The sequence below is a fragment of the Paraflavitalea sp. genome (assembly GCF_059502485.1).
The window spans coordinates 614,394-628,800 of sequence record NZ_JCACET010000004.1 but is presented as its reverse complement, the minus strand read 5'-3'; the positions used below and the strand labels follow the sequence as shown (position 1 = coordinate 628,800).

The following is a 14,407-nucleotide window of genomic DNA, read 5'->3' as shown; positions in this document are numbered from 1 at the left end:
TATTAATCAGCTTCGGGCAATGACAATGCAGTCGTCTTCGATCGAATAATCGAATGGATAAGATTTCTGTAGATATCGGAGTATGTTAATGATCGTTTCGTCGTCAAAGGTTCCCGTATACCGGTAGTTCTTTACAGTTTCATCAGTAAAGCGTATGGTGATGCCATACCAGGCCTGCAATTGTGTGGCGATCTCTTCGAGGGTCCTGTCTTTAATTTCCATTTTGTTGCGCGCCCAGGCAGTTTCTGTAAAGTGATGGATCGTAGTCGTGGTATCCATCTCCAGTTTTACAACTGTTTCTTTAGCCAATGTAGCCTGTTTATCGGATTGCTGTTGCGCCTCTGCCATTGTTGCGGCAGTAAGCAGGAACTTTTCGTTGGGCCGTAGTACCACTTTCGGTTTTGTGCTATCGCCTGCTCCCTGTATGATCTCGATCTTACCGGTGAGCAATGTGGTCTCGGTCGTATCTTTTCCGGGATATACTTTTACATTGAATGTTGTACCTAATACCCTGATTGTGTATTGCGACGTATTGACCATGAAAGGGTGTGCTGCATCGTGCTTCACGTCGAAGTACGCTTCTCCTGTGATGGAAACCTGCCGGTGGTGTGCATCGAAGTCTTTGCTGATAGACAGGTGGCTGTTGGCATTCAACATCACCACGGTGCTATCAGGCAGCAGGATGGTCTTGTGATCGTGCAAGCCGGTATAGTATTCATAGTTGTGGGGCTGTGCAAGCTTCTTTGGCCCTACTATCAGGTATGCCAATATTCCTACGGTGACTAATATCAATATGCTGGCGGCGTATTTGAGCCATGTATGCCTGCGCATTGCTACGACACGACCCGGTATATTGTTAGAATCTTCCTGCCTGTTGAGTAGTGTTTCTTTGAAACGTGAGCGACGGGCAACTGCATCTTTCAATGCGGCGAGTTGTTCAAGCCTGTTGCCCTGACCGAGGGAGAGCATATCATGCAGCCGTTTGGCAGCAGCCACTACGGGCTGTTTTTCAGGATGGTTCCTGATCCAAGCTTCCCAGGTGGCTACATCGGCTTCATTTTCGCCGCTACAGTAGCGCTGAAAAGTTTCATCGCATAACAGGTCTTCCGCCTCTACGTTTATTGGGTCCATGCTGGTGGTTCTACTGATGTGTCACCCTATAGACTGTAGAAGCTGATTTTTTTCCTGGTGTAAATGGAAGAATTTTCCTGTGGTAACAATTTGGTAATACTATATCTTGAGTTTGAGGCGGAGTATTTTGATGGCGTCGTAGATGGTATTGTAGGATGTCTTTACGCTCTGGGAGCTAAGTTGGGCGATCTCCTGGTAGGAACGGTCTTCAAAGAATTTCAAGCGTATAAGTTCGATCTGTTTAGGGGATAATGCTTTTAATGCTTCGCGTAAATCTTTGCTCACCTGTTCTTCTTTTTCGCGTGCTATGATCTTTTCTTCGTAGGATATTTCTTCTTCCGGCTGCAGCGGCAGGCTACGTATGGACGCGCTGGCTTTGTTCTCAGCATTGATGTGATCGATGATCAATCGTTGGAGGGCCGTGAACAGGTAAGATTGTACGTTCTCTACTTCATTTAATCTTTCATGCCTATCCCACAGTTTCAGGAACAACTGGCTGATGCAATCTTTTACGAGGTCGCTGTCGCTATGCACAGAAAGGCCATAACGAACAAGGTGAAAGTACATGTCGTCATAGAGCTCGAACAGTGCGTTTTTATCTCCTTCCCGCAGCTGTTGCCACAGCATTTTACTCCCTTCGGATAATTGCATACTAATCAAGTTTTTAATCAGAGGAAACGGGGCTACGTGTTTCCGGTGTTATCGACTAACCTGCTGCCCGGGATAAGGAAAATGATGAAGTAGGTGGTGTTCCAGGATATTTGGATTTCCGGCCGCAAAGAAACTTACTGGATGTTATCCTAATATTAAGGGTGTGTTATTTTGGAAAGGTGTCTGCCGTCTCTGGATTCCGGGGGTGTTGTCGACGGCTTTTGCCCATTGGCCGAATGGCAACCCGGGTGAGGCTTTGGAGGGAGTACATTTACTCTACCAACAAATACCGATGTTATGACTACCCAAACTATTCTGAAGCAACTGGACTATACCATCCCGGTATCGTCTATGGCGTTGAGCTTGCTGCCCACCAACCAGACATATGCCTGGCATCTTCCGCTGATGAAGCTGAACGTTGATTTTGAGCAGGGTACGCTATTCATGGAGGGGGATTGGTCGTACCTGGTCTTATCGAACAGAAACAATGATGCAAAAAACCATTATAAGGGTCGCGGCCGCGTGCAGATCGAATCCTATATCTACTCTTCGCAGCCTATAAATCTGAAGGATGTAGGAAGTGACGGACTTATGTTGCCAATTGAAGGGGTTATTAAAGATGGACTTAGTACTGGCTCCTGCTCAGGGATGCTGATCATCGATAATGACAGAACACGCCATGGCATGATCAGTAATAACTGGTCGATCCACGTGTACCTCTATGATCCGCAATTCAACGATACGGAGATCAAATGCAAGTTGTCGCTACTGGCGGATAACACGCACCATTATGAGCAAGTGAATTGAGCTGCGAGGCGTTTGCTTCGATAGGGCCAGAGGCCCTGGAATAGGGCTGCGAGGCTGCAAGCCTCGCAGAGCTACGAGCTACGCTTCGAGTGTTGTAGTGTCTTCTGTTTTACATTGTTGTTCCTTATAGGAAGAAGCGAATTTGCACAGCTGATCAAGCAGAAGGCTTAATTCTTCGCCACGTTCGGTGAGGCTATATTCTACACGGGGTGGCACATCGTCGTAGTGTTGTTTGCTGATCAATCCTTCTTTTTCCAACAGCTTAAGCCGGTCGGCCAGGATATGATCGCTGATATGCTCCAACTCTTCGCGTATCACTGAGAAACGGTTATTACCTTCTTCTATACAGAAAAGAACGTCTGTCATCCAACGTTTGCTCATCAGGAACAGGAGTTCATTCAATGGGCATTTGTTTTCCAGGAATGATTGGTTCTGGTAATTAGTCGAACTCGTTTTTCTTTCAATCATGTCAAAATCTTTTTTGCAGGCTACTAATAAAATGATGAGTTATTGGGTTGCTAATCCGGATCGTTTTCCTTTGTATCAATGAAAAGCAATTCAGGCGTCGTCTACGATCAATCGTATTGCTAAAATAGGCAAATGTGCTTATTCTCAATGCTATTACCGGTTTGTTAACATAATTACGGCGCCTGATCTACGATTGTCTAAATCAAACATCAATGAAACGAATACTCACTGCGGCAGGGGCGATTGCTATTGTATTGGGAACCACTGCCTTTTTCAAAGCTAACAACGGTTCGTTACCTACAACTGTCGTACCTGATTCGGCCAATGCCGGTCTTCAATTGCCAACAGGCTTCAGCGCGCTGGTAGTGGCTGATGACATTGGAAGATCCCGCCACCTGGCTGTTACTCCTCAGGGTAATATTTACGTAAAACTCAATTCCCGTAGAAATGGTAAGGGTATTGTGCTGTTGCGCGATATCAATGGTGATGGAAGGGCCGATGAGCAGATAGCTTTCGGCAATTATGGCGGTACCGGCATGTACGTAAAAGGCAATTATCTCTATGCTTCTTCGAACGAAGCTGTTTTTCGCTACAAGCTAAACGATCAGGGCATTGTTGATACAACAAGTGTTGAAACTATCGTAACGGGTCTTATCAACCGTAATCAGCATGAATCAAAATCTATCGTAATCGATAACCAGGATAATCTGTATGTTAATGTTGGTGCTTACTCCAATGCCTGCCAGGTACAGGACAGGGGCAAGAATTCTCCCGGTATGAGTCCCTGCCCTATTCTTGATTCGGCGGGTGGCATCTGGCAATTCAGCATCAGCAAGAAAAATCAGACTTACGGTGATGGCGTACGCTATGCCACGGGTTTGCGCAATGTGGTAGGGCTCGACTGGAATACCGCTAATCAGCAATTGTATGTGATGCAGCATGGCAGGGACCAGCTTTTCCAGTTGTATCCTGATATGTATAACTCTGTTCAGGGTGCTGAACTGCCTGCCGAATGTTTATATGCGCTGCACAAGGGCGATGATTGTGGCTGGCCTTATATTTATTATGATCCAGCTCAGAAGAAGAAAATGCTGGCTCCTGAATATGGTGGTGATGGTAAGAAGACTGCTGGTGAAAAGGCTATCGATCCTACTATGGCTTTCCCTGCGCACATGGCTCCTAATGGTTTGTTGTTTTATACAGGGAAGATGTTTCCTGAGCGTTACCGCCAGGGTGCTTTCATAGCTTTTCATGGTTCCTGGAATCGTGCGCCTGAAAAGCAAAAGGGTTATTTCGTGGCTTTTGTTCCTTTCAAAAATGGCAAGCCTTCCGGTGATTGGGAAATCTTTGCCGATCAATTTGCCGGCCCGGAAGTAACTTCTCCCGGCCGTGCTACGCATCGTCCCTGTGGATTGGCGCAAGGGCCTGATGGTTCTTTGTATGTATCGGATGATGTGAAGGGAACGATCTATAGGATTGTGTATAATAAGTAAGTGAAAACCCTTCGACAGGCTTCCCGCAGAGCGGGACAGGCAGGGTGACAAATTAATTCAATGGGGGTTAAGACGGGCATAAACAAAAAGCCATCCTTTGCGGATGGCTTTTGTATTAGAGGGTCTTATTATTTCTTTTATTATACTTTATAGTATTGCTCCCAGCCTTTGCGGGGTGCCGGTCCTACAAGCATCTCATTGAGTTTTTTACTGTTGGTGATGATCTTCTTTTCTCTGTCGAACTTAATGGTCTCGCCTGTCCACTGGGCCAGTACACCGAGGCAGAATACCTGGCTCAACGGTCCGGCGATGGAGAAGGGTGAGCGTGTTTGTTCCTGTCCTTTACAAGCCAGCAGGAAGTTGGCAAAGTGATTGGATGGGCTGGCGGGTACTACCGGCAGCTTTGATTGCATTTCTTTTGCTTTTTCTTCCGGGATGATGGACAGGGTGCTACCATGCGAACCTCCTTTGAAGGTGAGGTCTTTGCTATAAATGATCTTTCCTGGGTTGAGCTTTACTGGTTTCAATTCGCCTGTGCTGGGTGGCGGAATGTTGGGGTCCAAACCTGAAACACCGTACCCGTTTGGTATGGGCGGTAAGTTGTCGAGGCCATCGTACCATTTAACTTCCAACGGTGGCATGTTGCCACGCTTGGGGAACTTGAATGATAAGGTGGTAGACATTGGATAGAAGAATTTGTTGTGTCCATCCAGCTTCAGCGGCGCTACTTCATAAGGAAGTCCAAGATCGAGGAACTGGTGGGCTGTGTCGAGAAGGTGTGCACCCCAGTCGCCCAGTGCGCCCATACCGAAATCGAACCAACAACGCCATTGTCCGTTTACGAAGTCTTTGTTATAGGTATGTCCATGTGTGGCCATTTGCCAGATATCCCAATCCAGTGTTGACGGCAGGGGTTCTGTTGCCGGGAATGAAGTGATCTTTGGATCCCAACCATGCCAGCGGCGTGGTGAGTTCATGTGGGCTGTGATATTTGTTACATCTTTGATGATGCCTGCTTCTACCCATGATTTGAACTGGAAGTAGTTGCCTTCTGAATGCCCCTGGTTTCCCATCTGTGTAACTACTTTGGGATTTTTCGCTGCGGCCTTCATCATCAGTTCTACTTCCTGGAAAGTACGGGCCATGGGTTTCTCAACATATACGTGTTTACCGAGGCCAATGGCCATCATGGTAATGGGGAAGTGCGAGAAATCGGGTACGCCTGCTGTTATGGCATCGATCTGGTTGCCCATCTTATCAAACATCTGCCTGAAATCCTGGAAGCGTGGCACATCAGGGAACATTTTCATGACGGCCTGTGTGTGTGGTGCGCCCATGTCTACATCGCAAAGGGCCACGATGTTTGCCAATCCTGTTTTGTGAAAGGCTTCAATGATCTCTCGTCCACGGTTTCCTATTCCAATACAGGCGAGGTTTACTTTTTCATTGGGTCCTATTTTACGGGGATGACGTTGCTCATTGGCCAACAGAAAGCCGGGTATGGCTGTTGCTGCCGAAGCCAGCATGGCCTGTTTTAAGAATTTCCTACGAGAGTAATCGTTATTAAACATTGTCTGGTTGGTTATGCTATTTTAGATTGGCTTTCAAAATACATAAATATCAGATTAATGTACCATTAAAGTATCTATGCGTGCCAACCAGGCTTATTTTCGCGCCAATATAGCTTACTCCACTCCTGTTATCTCCAATTGTAAACGATTAAGTTCTCTGTATAATCCATCGGGCAGGTTGATCAACTCCTGGTGTGTACCAAATTCTCTGACCTCTCCTTTTTCGAGGACTACTATTTTATCGGCACTGCGCACGGTAGACAGGCGGTGTGCTATGATGAAGGAGGTACGATTTTTCATGAGGTTGTCTAATGCTTCCTGTACGAGGGATTCTGATGCTGCATCGAGTGAGCTCGTGGCTTCATCGAGTATGAGTATAACAGGATCTTTGAGGATGGCGCGTGCTATAGCAATGCGCTGACGCTGGCCTCCGGAAAGTTTGACGCCGCGCTCTCCTACTACTGTTTCATATCCTTCGGGAAAGCTTTTAATGAATTCGTGTGCATGTGCCTGCTTTGCCGCTTCTTCTATTTCTTCCTGCGTTGCGTTTGGCTTTCCGTAGAGTATATTTTCGCGAATAGTGCCTCCAAAGAGCAGGATATCCTGCGGTACAAGGGCGATCTGTTTGCGCAATTGTGTCAACGGTATACTGGTTGCAGGTTTTCCGTCGAACAGTAATTTTCCGCCTGTGGGTTCATAGAAGCGCAGCAACAGTCCTGCAATGGTTGATTTACCTGCTCCGCTTGGGCCTACGATCGCTATTTGTTCACCGGGCATGGCTGTGATGGATACGCTTTTCAATACTGTTACATCGGCCCGTGACGGATAATTGAATGCGACCTGTTCTAAAGTTACTTGTCCATGCAGGGTATGTTCGGGTTGTAAAGGTTCTTCTTTTTCAGATACCTGTTCGGGTATATCTTTCAATAGTTCACGCACGCGCTGTGTGGCTCCCATCGTTTTTTGCAGTTGTCCATAGAGATCGGCAAAGCCAGCCATGCTGCCGCCTACAAAGGCTGTGTACACGACGAAGGCTGTGAGGTTGCCAAAGTCAAGATGACTGATGCCATACCATATCACCAATGCGATGGTACCAAACACGCTGAAAAGCATGAAGGATACGAACATACCGCGGTATAAACCGCTCTTAACAGCCATCTTAATTACTTTTTGCAGACTGCCGGTGTACCGGTCGATCTCGAACCATTCGTTGGCAAATGATTTTACGTTGCTGATGCCCTGCAGCGTTTCCTGAACGATGATGTTGGAATCGGCCAACTGGTCCTGTGTTTGCCGGGAGAAGCGACGTATGAAGCGGCCAAAGATGATGGCTATGATAATGATGACGGGTAATACAGACAGCATCACGCCTGTCAACTCCTTTGATATGTACAGGATTAGCCCTATACCTATTGCCAGCACCAGTACACCACGTAATACTTCAGCCAGCAGGGTGGTGACCGCGTCCTGTATCTGCGACAGGTCGCTGCTGATACGGCTTGATAGCTCGCCTACCCGCCGCTGTGCGAAGAAGTCCATGGGCATGGTGATCATTTTTTTGTAGATATCGCGGCGCATATCTGCTACGGCATGTTCTCCTACAGAAGTAAAAAGGTATACACGCAGGAAGGAGAAGAGCATCTGAACGACAAGCACCGCAAACATCCAACTCACAATAATACCTGGTGTGGTGAATGGCGGGTCTGCTTTTCCATTGGCGCTGTTGATGAGCTGTTTCAACAGGTAAGGAAAGGCCATGGTAGTTCCGGAGGACAGTGCAATGAAAACCAGTCCTGTAATGAATTTACCCATGTAGGGTTTGATGTATGTAAAGATGAGCAGGGATTCTTTCAGGTTGTCCCTTGTGAATTTAGCTTTCGGTATATCGTGGTTGCGTCGCGCCATAATCTATTGTGTTTGGTATTTCTCCTGTCTCCGTAGACGAATGGGGCGGGGAAATATTTTAACGGGCCTAAAGTTACGGAATGGGTCGGCAATCGGCAGTGCTTTTGCTTCGATAAACAATTGGGCTAAAGCCCAGTAAAAACCTGTTACTGTAACCCCGGCCCTAAAGGGCCGGGCAATTCGGTCTCCACAGTATGCTTATTTTGATAGTATTTACCGGATAAGAGATTACACGTACTAAATTGTCAGTTTGACACGAATGCAGAACGGGACAGGATGCGGTTTTGGGGAATATTCTGAATATTTAAGATGCCAATTGTTTTAACGATTTCTTACCATCAAATTTTTTCTTATGAAAAGGCTTATGATGCCTCAGCGCATGCTGATCGCCTGCATCGTAACAGCAGTCATCCTTCTTGCTGCAGGCTGTAACAAAGACCAACTAACGATCTCCGACTCTCCCGATCCATCTTCTGACAATGAACGTACTGTAATGGCTGTAGCCAGTGGCGAAGTTGTGAAACTGAGCAGTGGCCAATGGCGCGCTATGGTCAGCGGTGCACAAAAGTACCTTGGCAATGATTACATCGCGGCTATCAATGCTGCCATTGCCGGTCTCACACCCGGCCGCACTACCAAGGAATGGGTCACGATCAAAAATTCGGGCAGTTCCGGTAACTCGGGCGGCTCGGTAAAGGCTGTAAACATGCAGAGTTATACCGGGCTCGATTTTTCCAGCACTACTTTCACCTGTAATAGTAATGATCTGCTAATCGTGCCTGTTCAGGCTGATCGCAAAACGCAGATCGAAGTAAAGAACTTAAGGGTGGCGGGTAACCCTCGCTATGGTATCTGGTTCAAGGGTTGTACGAATATGATCATCAGTAATATCACGATGAATCTTACCAATGGCTCGGGCCAATATGGACTGGGCATCCGGGTTGATCATAGTACTGCTGCTACCAAAAATCTTACCATCAGTGGCAATATCAACATCACCGGTGGTGATATGTCGGTTGAGACGTATGGACTCGATGGTTTTACTATCGGCAATGTCACTTCCAGCAACAATTTTGGTTGTGGTATATTACTGAATCAATCTAAAAACGGTTCTGTAGGTACTGTTACCGGTAATTACAATTGTAACGGGGGTGGCTATGCCACTTTCCGGGTGGCCAATAATAATGGCCCCAGTGTAACCTGCGCCAAAGTTTATTCGCGCAACAGCGGCCGGGGTTTCTTCAGTGTATCTGGCAGTAATGGCGCCACCGTTACTACGGTGGACATCGCCAACTCTACCAGTCATGGCATCTTTCTCGAGGATGCTTCTAACACCAAGGTCAATGGCGGTACGGTGAGTGGTGGACACCCGAATGTTCAACACGTGCGTACCAGTGGCTGTACTACTAAGGTGAATGGTCAAACTTATACAGCAGCCAACGGCTCCTGGTAGTTGTGTGGTTCTGCATGCTTGCTTTTTGCTATATAATACGTTTAAAATAATTGGCAACTATTGACTGCATTGATTAAAGGTCGTGTGCCTGCTGATCATATCAGGCAGACATACGATCTTTATTCTCCTCTTCTTCATTCTAACATTATATGATGCGTGTCTTTTTGTTTTTCCTGTTGGCAATTTCAGCAGGTTGTTCTGATCAAAGTACCTGGCCCCCGCCGAAGAAAAGAAAGTCTTTGGTAAAAGCGCATGATCAATTTGTGATAACAACCTCAGATATGCCTGACGAAGTACAGCTTTATATGGCGTCCCATTTTCCGGGGTGGAAGATTCCCGTTACAGCTGATTACAACACCAGCTTCTGGTCGTTTTATAATCTCTCTGTCGTTCCTTATTTCACTGCCGTAGACCTCAACGATGATCAGCTTGTTGATTATGGTGTACTGTTAAAGCAACGGGATTCGGTGCAACTTGTGATCCTGTTGGGTACGGCAGACTCCTTCACGCACGTGGTGTTCAATAATCTAAAAAGGACTACGGCTGATCAGGTTGATGGGCTTCAGCATTGTCTGTTGCCGGAACCGCCGGGACAGATCGATGTGGCATACCCGGCGATCAAATCGCTCGTTCTTCCATCTAATGGTATTAATCTCCTGCATCTCGAGAACCGGGTTTGTGTTTTTTACTGGGATGGGAAGCAAGTTGCCATTTTCGAAACGATATAAAATAACGTTTTATGAAATTCATGCTGTTTGTCATAGTAGTCTTTTTGCTGTGCAGCTGCAATAACGCTCATACTGTCACTGATATCGATGGCAATGTTTATAATACTGTTCGAATTGGCGATCAGGTATGGATGGCTGAGAATTTACGGGTAACAAGATATCGTAATGGTGACAGCATCCGGCTTGTCACCGACAATCAGCATTGGAGCTCTGTAAAAGATGGCGCTTATTGCAGTTATGGGAATATTGATTCGAGCACCCTTAATTATGGAAGGTTGTATAACTGGTATGCTGTACAGGACAGCCGGAATATTGCGCCGGCAGGCTGGCATATTCCTACAGCAGCAGACATAGAAAAGCTGCTGCACCATTTGCAGGGTGACACACTGGCCGGTGGCCACATGAAATCAACCGGTGTTATCCGTTGGTTGTATCCCAATGCCGGGGCCACGAATGCGAGCGGCTTTTCGGCGTTGCCGGGTGGTTACCGTTCTGGCGGGAATGGTGGTTTTCATACGCTCGGCAGTAATGGCTATTGGTGGAGCAAGGCGGGCAGTTTCGAACTGTTTGCGTGGAGCCCACGGTTTTTTAATGCCTTTGCGGATGTAAGAAGGGACACACAGTATCTTACGTATGGGTTGTCGGTGAGGTGTATCAGGGATTGAATGGGAATAGTCTGGCCGCTTGAAGCGGCCTGACTGCTTAGCTTGCTGCAGCATCTTTTCCTGCTTCTCCATCGTGCGTTCATAACACGCATCGTTCATGGCTTTCCTGAGACGTTTTCTTTCTTCTTCTTCCGGATCTCTCCATTTAGGTTTGCCATCTTTACCTTTCCGTTTCAGCATGCGCTGTATGGATTCCTCACTGTATTTTCTTGGCGTCCTGATCTTTTTTGGCCTGGGTTGAAAGATGGGATTATCCGGATCAACTGCTTTACGCTGTTCCCAGTATTCAACGTAACATTTCTGCAGCAATGCTTTCACTTCTTCATCGCTGAAAGAATTGTCTTGCAATAAGATAAGTGCTTCACCTGTAAAGCTGCGATACATCCAGAACTGTCGCCAGCCTGGAGGTAACGCATTATATATTACGGCCCCAATTCTGGACGCACGCACCAGCAGGCTGGCACAGAGCATGGTTCGTTTAAATTCCGGGCTGCTTTTAACACGCTTACCGCTTAGCGTACTTTTTTTACGAGCGTAGTATTCGTCGCACAATTTGTAGAAAACGAGGTCGTCAATAGTCTTAACGAGCGGATAGCAGAGGCCGCCAATTTGTTTCATTGGATTGGGATTTTTATGTATCCTGAATTTACGAAATGTCTGAATGGGGGTAAAAAGAATTTGCAGGATATGGTCTTTATATGGACCAGTTGATCAGTCTGGCCGCTTGAAGCGGCCTGACCAATCAGGATTGGTTGATCTTCGTCAAATGGCTGAAGGCTTACGTTTTAGAAAAGTGCGCCTTTACCATGCTTCATGTATACCGTTGGTATTCTTTATACCGGAGACTGGAGTACATTGTCTTTTAAATAAGCTGCAACTGGGTGGCGATGCGGATCAGGGCGGCGGTGTTTTTTGCGTTTAGTTTACTGAGGAGGCTTTTACGGTGGGTATCTACCGTGGTGGTGCTAATGAAGAGTTTTTCTGCAATCTCGTTGTTGGTGAGCCCTTCTGCTATGAGATTCAATACTTCTTTTTCACGGCGGGTGAGTACGGGCGTGTCGGTATCCTCCGTTTTACGCATGGTACGGCTTGCTTCGTGGCTGAAGTATAGTTTTCCTTTTACGACCGTGTTGACGGCTTCTATGAGTTCTTCGCGGCTGGCGCTTTTTAATGCGTACCCGCTGGCGCCATAGTCCATCATTTTCTGTATAAAACTCTGCTGGTTGAAGGTGCTCAATCCAAGGATGAAGATGCCCGGGTATTTTGTTTTGACTTCCTTACAAAGCTCTATGCCGCTGTTCTCTCCGAGGTTGATGTCCATGAAGATCACATCAGGGCTGTGTTGCTGCAGGAAGGACATGCAGGAGGCGGCCGTGGTAGCATGCCCAATCAATTCTATGCCCGGCTCACTTTGCATCAGTGAGCGGATACCTTCTATGACCAGGTAATGGTCGTCGACAATAAATACTTTTATAGCCATTTATGCTGGTAGTTCTATTAATACTGAAGTTCCTTTTCCGGGTTCGGACTGCGCATCGATCTTTCCTTTCAGGTAGGCCACTCTGCTGTAAATGTTATCCCACCCTATTCCTTTCGCCTGTTTGATAGTAGCTGTATCGAATCCTTTTCCGTCGTCTTCTACTGTGATCGTTATATTGGCATCGTTCTTTTCAACCTGTACGAGCGCTGTGGCTGCCGCCGCATGTTTCAATATATTATTTACCAATTCCTGTACGATCCTATAGATGGTAATGGCGGTATTGGATTCTGCAGGTACTTCTGCCAAGCCAACAGACTGGTAGCGTACTTTAATGCTTCCCGACTGGTTGATATCATTGCAAAAGTCCTTCAATGCGGTATCTAATCCAAATTTTACCAATGCTTCGGGCATGAGGTTGTGGGCCACACGCCTCATTTCATTGATGGAGCTGTCGAGCATATCGAGCCCCCGCTCGAATGCCTGCTGGTTCTCCGGCGTCATAATCAGATTTCCCTTCATAGTATTAAATGAGTATTTTATGCCTGACAGCATGCCGCCCAACCCATCGTGAAGGTCTTTTGCAAGGCGGGTACGCTCCTGCTCTTCTCCTTTGAGCACAGCTTCGGTAGCAGCCAGTTGTTTCTCCGTTTCCAATTCATTGATCCGCTTTTCGTGCAATATCTGCTTTTGCCGATAGTTGCGCCAGGAAAGTAATACGATGACCAATAGGGTGATGGCTCCACCAATGAGTATATAGTTAATAATGTTTTTTTGCCGCAGCTTCAATTGTTGTACGGTTTGTTCTGCTTCGAGTTGTTTGATCCGGCTTTCTTTCTTTTCTGTTTCGTATTTCTTTTCCAACTCTGCCGACTGTTGTGACAGGACTTCTTTAACCATTGATTCCAACGTGTCGACCATTTTATCATTGTACACCAGTCCTTGTTCATAGTTCCTCTCTGCATACGAAATAGCCGATATTACCCGATAGGCGCTTACTTCTTCCAGCCTGTAATGGTTGGCCTTGCTCAATGCCAATGCTGTATCTATGTATTGGCGTGCAAGTCCGAGCCTTCCTTCCTGCAGGTGTGTGACCGCAATGGCACGGAGAGAGGTGATCTCTCCATCTACTGCCCCTAATTGCCGGCTGATCGCCAGGCTTTCTTGCGAATATTTTTTAACCAATTGGAAATCTCTTTTATTGAGCGCTACATCGGCCAGGTTTTGCAAGGTGGTGGCTATCACCCGCAGGTCGCCATATTCCTTACCAATTTTCAACGCTTCCTCCAGCAAAACGATCGACTTGTCCAGCGCTCCGGTAAGGTTATAACTAAGGGATAGATTTATGAGTGTTTTGGCAAGGAAGGGTCTGTCATTCAGGTCTCTTGACGCCTGTACAGCCTTCTGTCCAAATTCAATCGCTTTTACATATTCCGTCCGGTTGAAATAGAGTATCTGCAAAGCATCATCTACCTGCACCTCCAGGCCCTTGTTGCCCAGCTTATCTATAATCTTTCTTCCCTTGAGGCAATATTCGATTGCCTTTTCAAAATTGGACCGCTCGCGGTAGTTGATGCCAATGTTGAACAAAGAGATCCCTATGCTGAGGGAATCGTTCATTTTTTCAGCCAGGGATAATGCTTCCTGCTGGTAGTGGAGTGCTGAATCAAGGTGGCCTTGTATCAGGTATATATTGCCAAATAGTACCGTCTGCTTGTAAACCCCAAACTTGTAATTCAGTTTCCTGCCAAGCTCTCCGGCCTGGTGGTAATATTTCTTCGACATTTCGGGTTCGCTGTTCTCATAGCTTTCGCCAATGTTGAGGAGTAGCAAGACTTTTGCCGAATCTTCTTTGGCCAGGGGGAGTTTTTTCAGCAGACTGTCGCGCTTATCGCTCTGCGCCTGTGTGGTGAGGGCAAGGATGAATATGAGTAGGGTTATAGGGGATATCTTACGCATACAGGAAAGTAATTCAAAACAGTCGTATAACAAATAAACAAATTCCGGGCAGGCTGGCATCTCCCTTTTTTCCGTGATTTTTTATCAATCTCCTCCTTT

At 46.7% G+C, this 14,407-nt stretch carries 12 protein-coding genes; 5 read left to right on the top strand and 7 right to left on the bottom strand.

Annotation, left to right across the window (positions count from 1 at the left end; all coding sequences use genetic code 11):
• Positions 1–6: 6 nt before the first annotated feature.
• Both AC5JBY_RS02495 and AC5JBY_RS02490 read right to left on the bottom strand, forming a co-directional pair.
• Positions 7–1,131, bottom strand: a complete 1,125-nt coding sequence (locus tag AC5JBY_RS02495) for a FecR family protein (protein WP_495902964.1) — start codon at positions 1,129–1,131, stop codon at positions 7–9.
• A gap of 99 nt (positions 1,132–1,230) precedes the next feature.
• On the bottom strand, positions 1,231–1,782 hold the full coding sequence (locus tag AC5JBY_RS02490) for an RNA polymerase sigma factor (RefSeq protein ID WP_495902963.1): 552 nt from the start codon (positions 1,780–1,782) through the stop codon (positions 1,231–1,233).
• Between the two features lie 297 nt (positions 1,783–2,079).
• Here AC5JBY_RS02490 and AC5JBY_RS02485 point away from each other — a divergent pair, with 297 nt between their 5' ends.
• Complete coding sequence (locus AC5JBY_RS02485; RefSeq protein WP_495902962.1) at positions 2,080–2,589, top strand: hypothetical protein; 510 nt, start codon at positions 2,080–2,082, stop codon at positions 2,587–2,589.
• A gap of 78 nt (positions 2,590–2,667) precedes the next feature.
• On the opposite strand, the gene AC5JBY_RS02480 is transcribed toward AC5JBY_RS02485, so the two are convergent.
• Entirely contained in the window at positions 2,668–3,057 is a 390-nt protein-coding gene (locus AC5JBY_RS02480; RefSeq protein ID WP_495902961.1) for a winged helix-turn-helix transcriptional regulator, read from the bottom strand.
• Positions 3,058–3,269: 212 nt separating this feature from the next.
• On the opposite strand from AC5JBY_RS02480, the gene AC5JBY_RS02475 reads away from it, so the two are divergent.
• A complete protein-coding gene (locus AC5JBY_RS02475) occupies positions 3,270–4,550 on the top strand; it encodes a PQQ-dependent sugar dehydrogenase (protein ID WP_495902960.1) in 1,281 nt (426 codons plus the stop codon).
• Positions 4,551–4,690: 140 nt separating this feature from the next.
• Here the strand turns inward: AC5JBY_RS02475 and AC5JBY_RS02470 are convergent, their stop codons facing one another.
• Together AC5JBY_RS02470 and AC5JBY_RS02465 are read right to left on the bottom strand one after the other, a co-directional pair.
• A complete protein-coding gene (locus AC5JBY_RS02470; RefSeq protein WP_495902959.1) occupies positions 4,691–6,121 on the bottom strand; it encodes a Gfo/Idh/MocA family protein in 1,431 nt (476 codons plus the stop codon).
• Between the two features lie 114 nt (positions 6,122–6,235).
• On the bottom strand, positions 6,236–8,026 hold the full coding sequence (locus AC5JBY_RS02465) for an ABC transporter ATP-binding protein (protein WP_495902958.1): 1,791 nt from the start codon (positions 8,024–8,026) through the stop codon (positions 6,236–6,238).
• A gap of 352 nt (positions 8,027–8,378) precedes the next feature.
• On the opposite strand from AC5JBY_RS02465, the gene AC5JBY_RS02460 reads away from it, so the two are divergent.
• The 3 genes from AC5JBY_RS02460 (at position 8,379) to AC5JBY_RS02450 (ending at position 10,872) form a co-directional block, all read left to right on the top strand.
• Positions 8,379–9,479 carry a right-handed parallel beta-helix repeat-containing protein gene (locus tag AC5JBY_RS02460; protein WP_495902957.1) on the top strand — a complete coding sequence of 367 codons (1,101 nt, stop codon included), beginning with the start codon at positions 8,379–8,381 and terminating at the stop codon, positions 9,477–9,479.
• A 281-nt stretch (positions 9,480–9,760) separates the two neighbouring features.
• A complete protein-coding gene (locus tag AC5JBY_RS02455) occupies positions 9,761–10,207 on the top strand; it encodes a hypothetical protein (RefSeq protein WP_495902956.1) in 447 nt (148 codons plus the stop codon).
• A gap of 11 nt (positions 10,208–10,218) precedes the next feature.
• Positions 10,219–10,872 (top strand): fibrobacter succinogenes major paralogous domain-containing protein, encoded by a 654-nt coding sequence (locus tag AC5JBY_RS02450; RefSeq protein WP_495902955.1) that lies wholly within the window; start codon positions 10,219–10,221, stop codon positions 10,870–10,872.
• A gap of 862 nt (positions 10,873–11,734) precedes the next feature.
• Here the strand turns inward: AC5JBY_RS02450 and AC5JBY_RS02445 are convergent.
• Positions 11,735–12,352 (bottom strand): response regulator, encoded by a 618-nt coding sequence (locus AC5JBY_RS02445; protein WP_495902954.1) that lies wholly within the window; start codon positions 12,350–12,352, stop codon positions 11,735–11,737.
• Positions 12,353–14,308 (bottom strand): tetratricopeptide repeat-containing sensor histidine kinase, encoded by a 1,956-nt coding sequence (locus AC5JBY_RS02440; RefSeq protein WP_495902953.1) that lies wholly within the window; start codon positions 14,306–14,308, stop codon positions 12,353–12,355. It lies immediately after the preceding gene.
• Positions 14,309–14,407 lie beyond the last annotated feature (99 nt).

What these genes read in the sequence shown, in the direction of transcription:
- AC5JBY_RS02495 (WP_495902964.1), bottom strand. Translation starts at nt 1,131, where the DNA reads ATGGACCCAATAAACGTAGAGGCGGAAGACCTGTTATGCGATGAAACT.
- AC5JBY_RS02490 (WP_495902963.1), bottom strand. Translation starts at nt 1,782, where the DNA reads ATGCAATTATCCGAAGGGAGTAAAATGCTGTGGCAACAGCTGCGGGAA.
- AC5JBY_RS02485 (WP_495902962.1), top strand. Translation starts at nt 2,080, where the DNA reads ATGACTACCCAAACTATTCTGAAGCAACTGGACTATACCATCCCGGTA.
- AC5JBY_RS02480 (WP_495902961.1), bottom strand. Translation starts at nt 3,057, where the DNA reads ATGATTGAAAGAAAAACGAGTTCGACTAATTACCAGAACCAATCATTC.
- AC5JBY_RS02475 (WP_495902960.1), top strand. Translation starts at nt 3,270, where the DNA reads ATGAAACGAATACTCACTGCGGCAGGGGCGATTGCTATTGTATTGGGA.
- AC5JBY_RS02470 (WP_495902959.1), bottom strand. Translation starts at nt 6,121, where the DNA reads ATGTTTAATAACGATTACTCTCGTAGGAAATTCTTAAAACAGGCCATG.
- AC5JBY_RS02465 (WP_495902958.1), bottom strand. Translation starts at nt 8,026, where the DNA reads ATGGCGCGACGCAACCACGATATACCGAAAGCTAAATTCACAAGGGAC.
- AC5JBY_RS02460 (WP_495902957.1), top strand. Translation starts at nt 8,379, where the DNA reads ATGAAAAGGCTTATGATGCCTCAGCGCATGCTGATCGCCTGCATCGTA.
- AC5JBY_RS02455 (WP_495902956.1), top strand. Translation starts at nt 9,761, where the DNA reads ATGCCTGACGAAGTACAGCTTTATATGGCGTCCCATTTTCCGGGGTGG.
- AC5JBY_RS02450 (WP_495902955.1), top strand. Translation starts at nt 10,219, where the DNA reads ATGAAATTCATGCTGTTTGTCATAGTAGTCTTTTTGCTGTGCAGCTGC.
- AC5JBY_RS02445 (WP_495902954.1), bottom strand. Translation starts at nt 12,352, where the DNA reads ATGGCTATAAAAGTATTTATTGTCGACGACCATTACCTGGTCATAGAA.
- AC5JBY_RS02440 (WP_495902953.1), bottom strand. Translation starts at nt 14,308, where the DNA reads ATGCGTAAGATATCCCCTATAACCCTACTCATATTCATCCTTGCCCTC.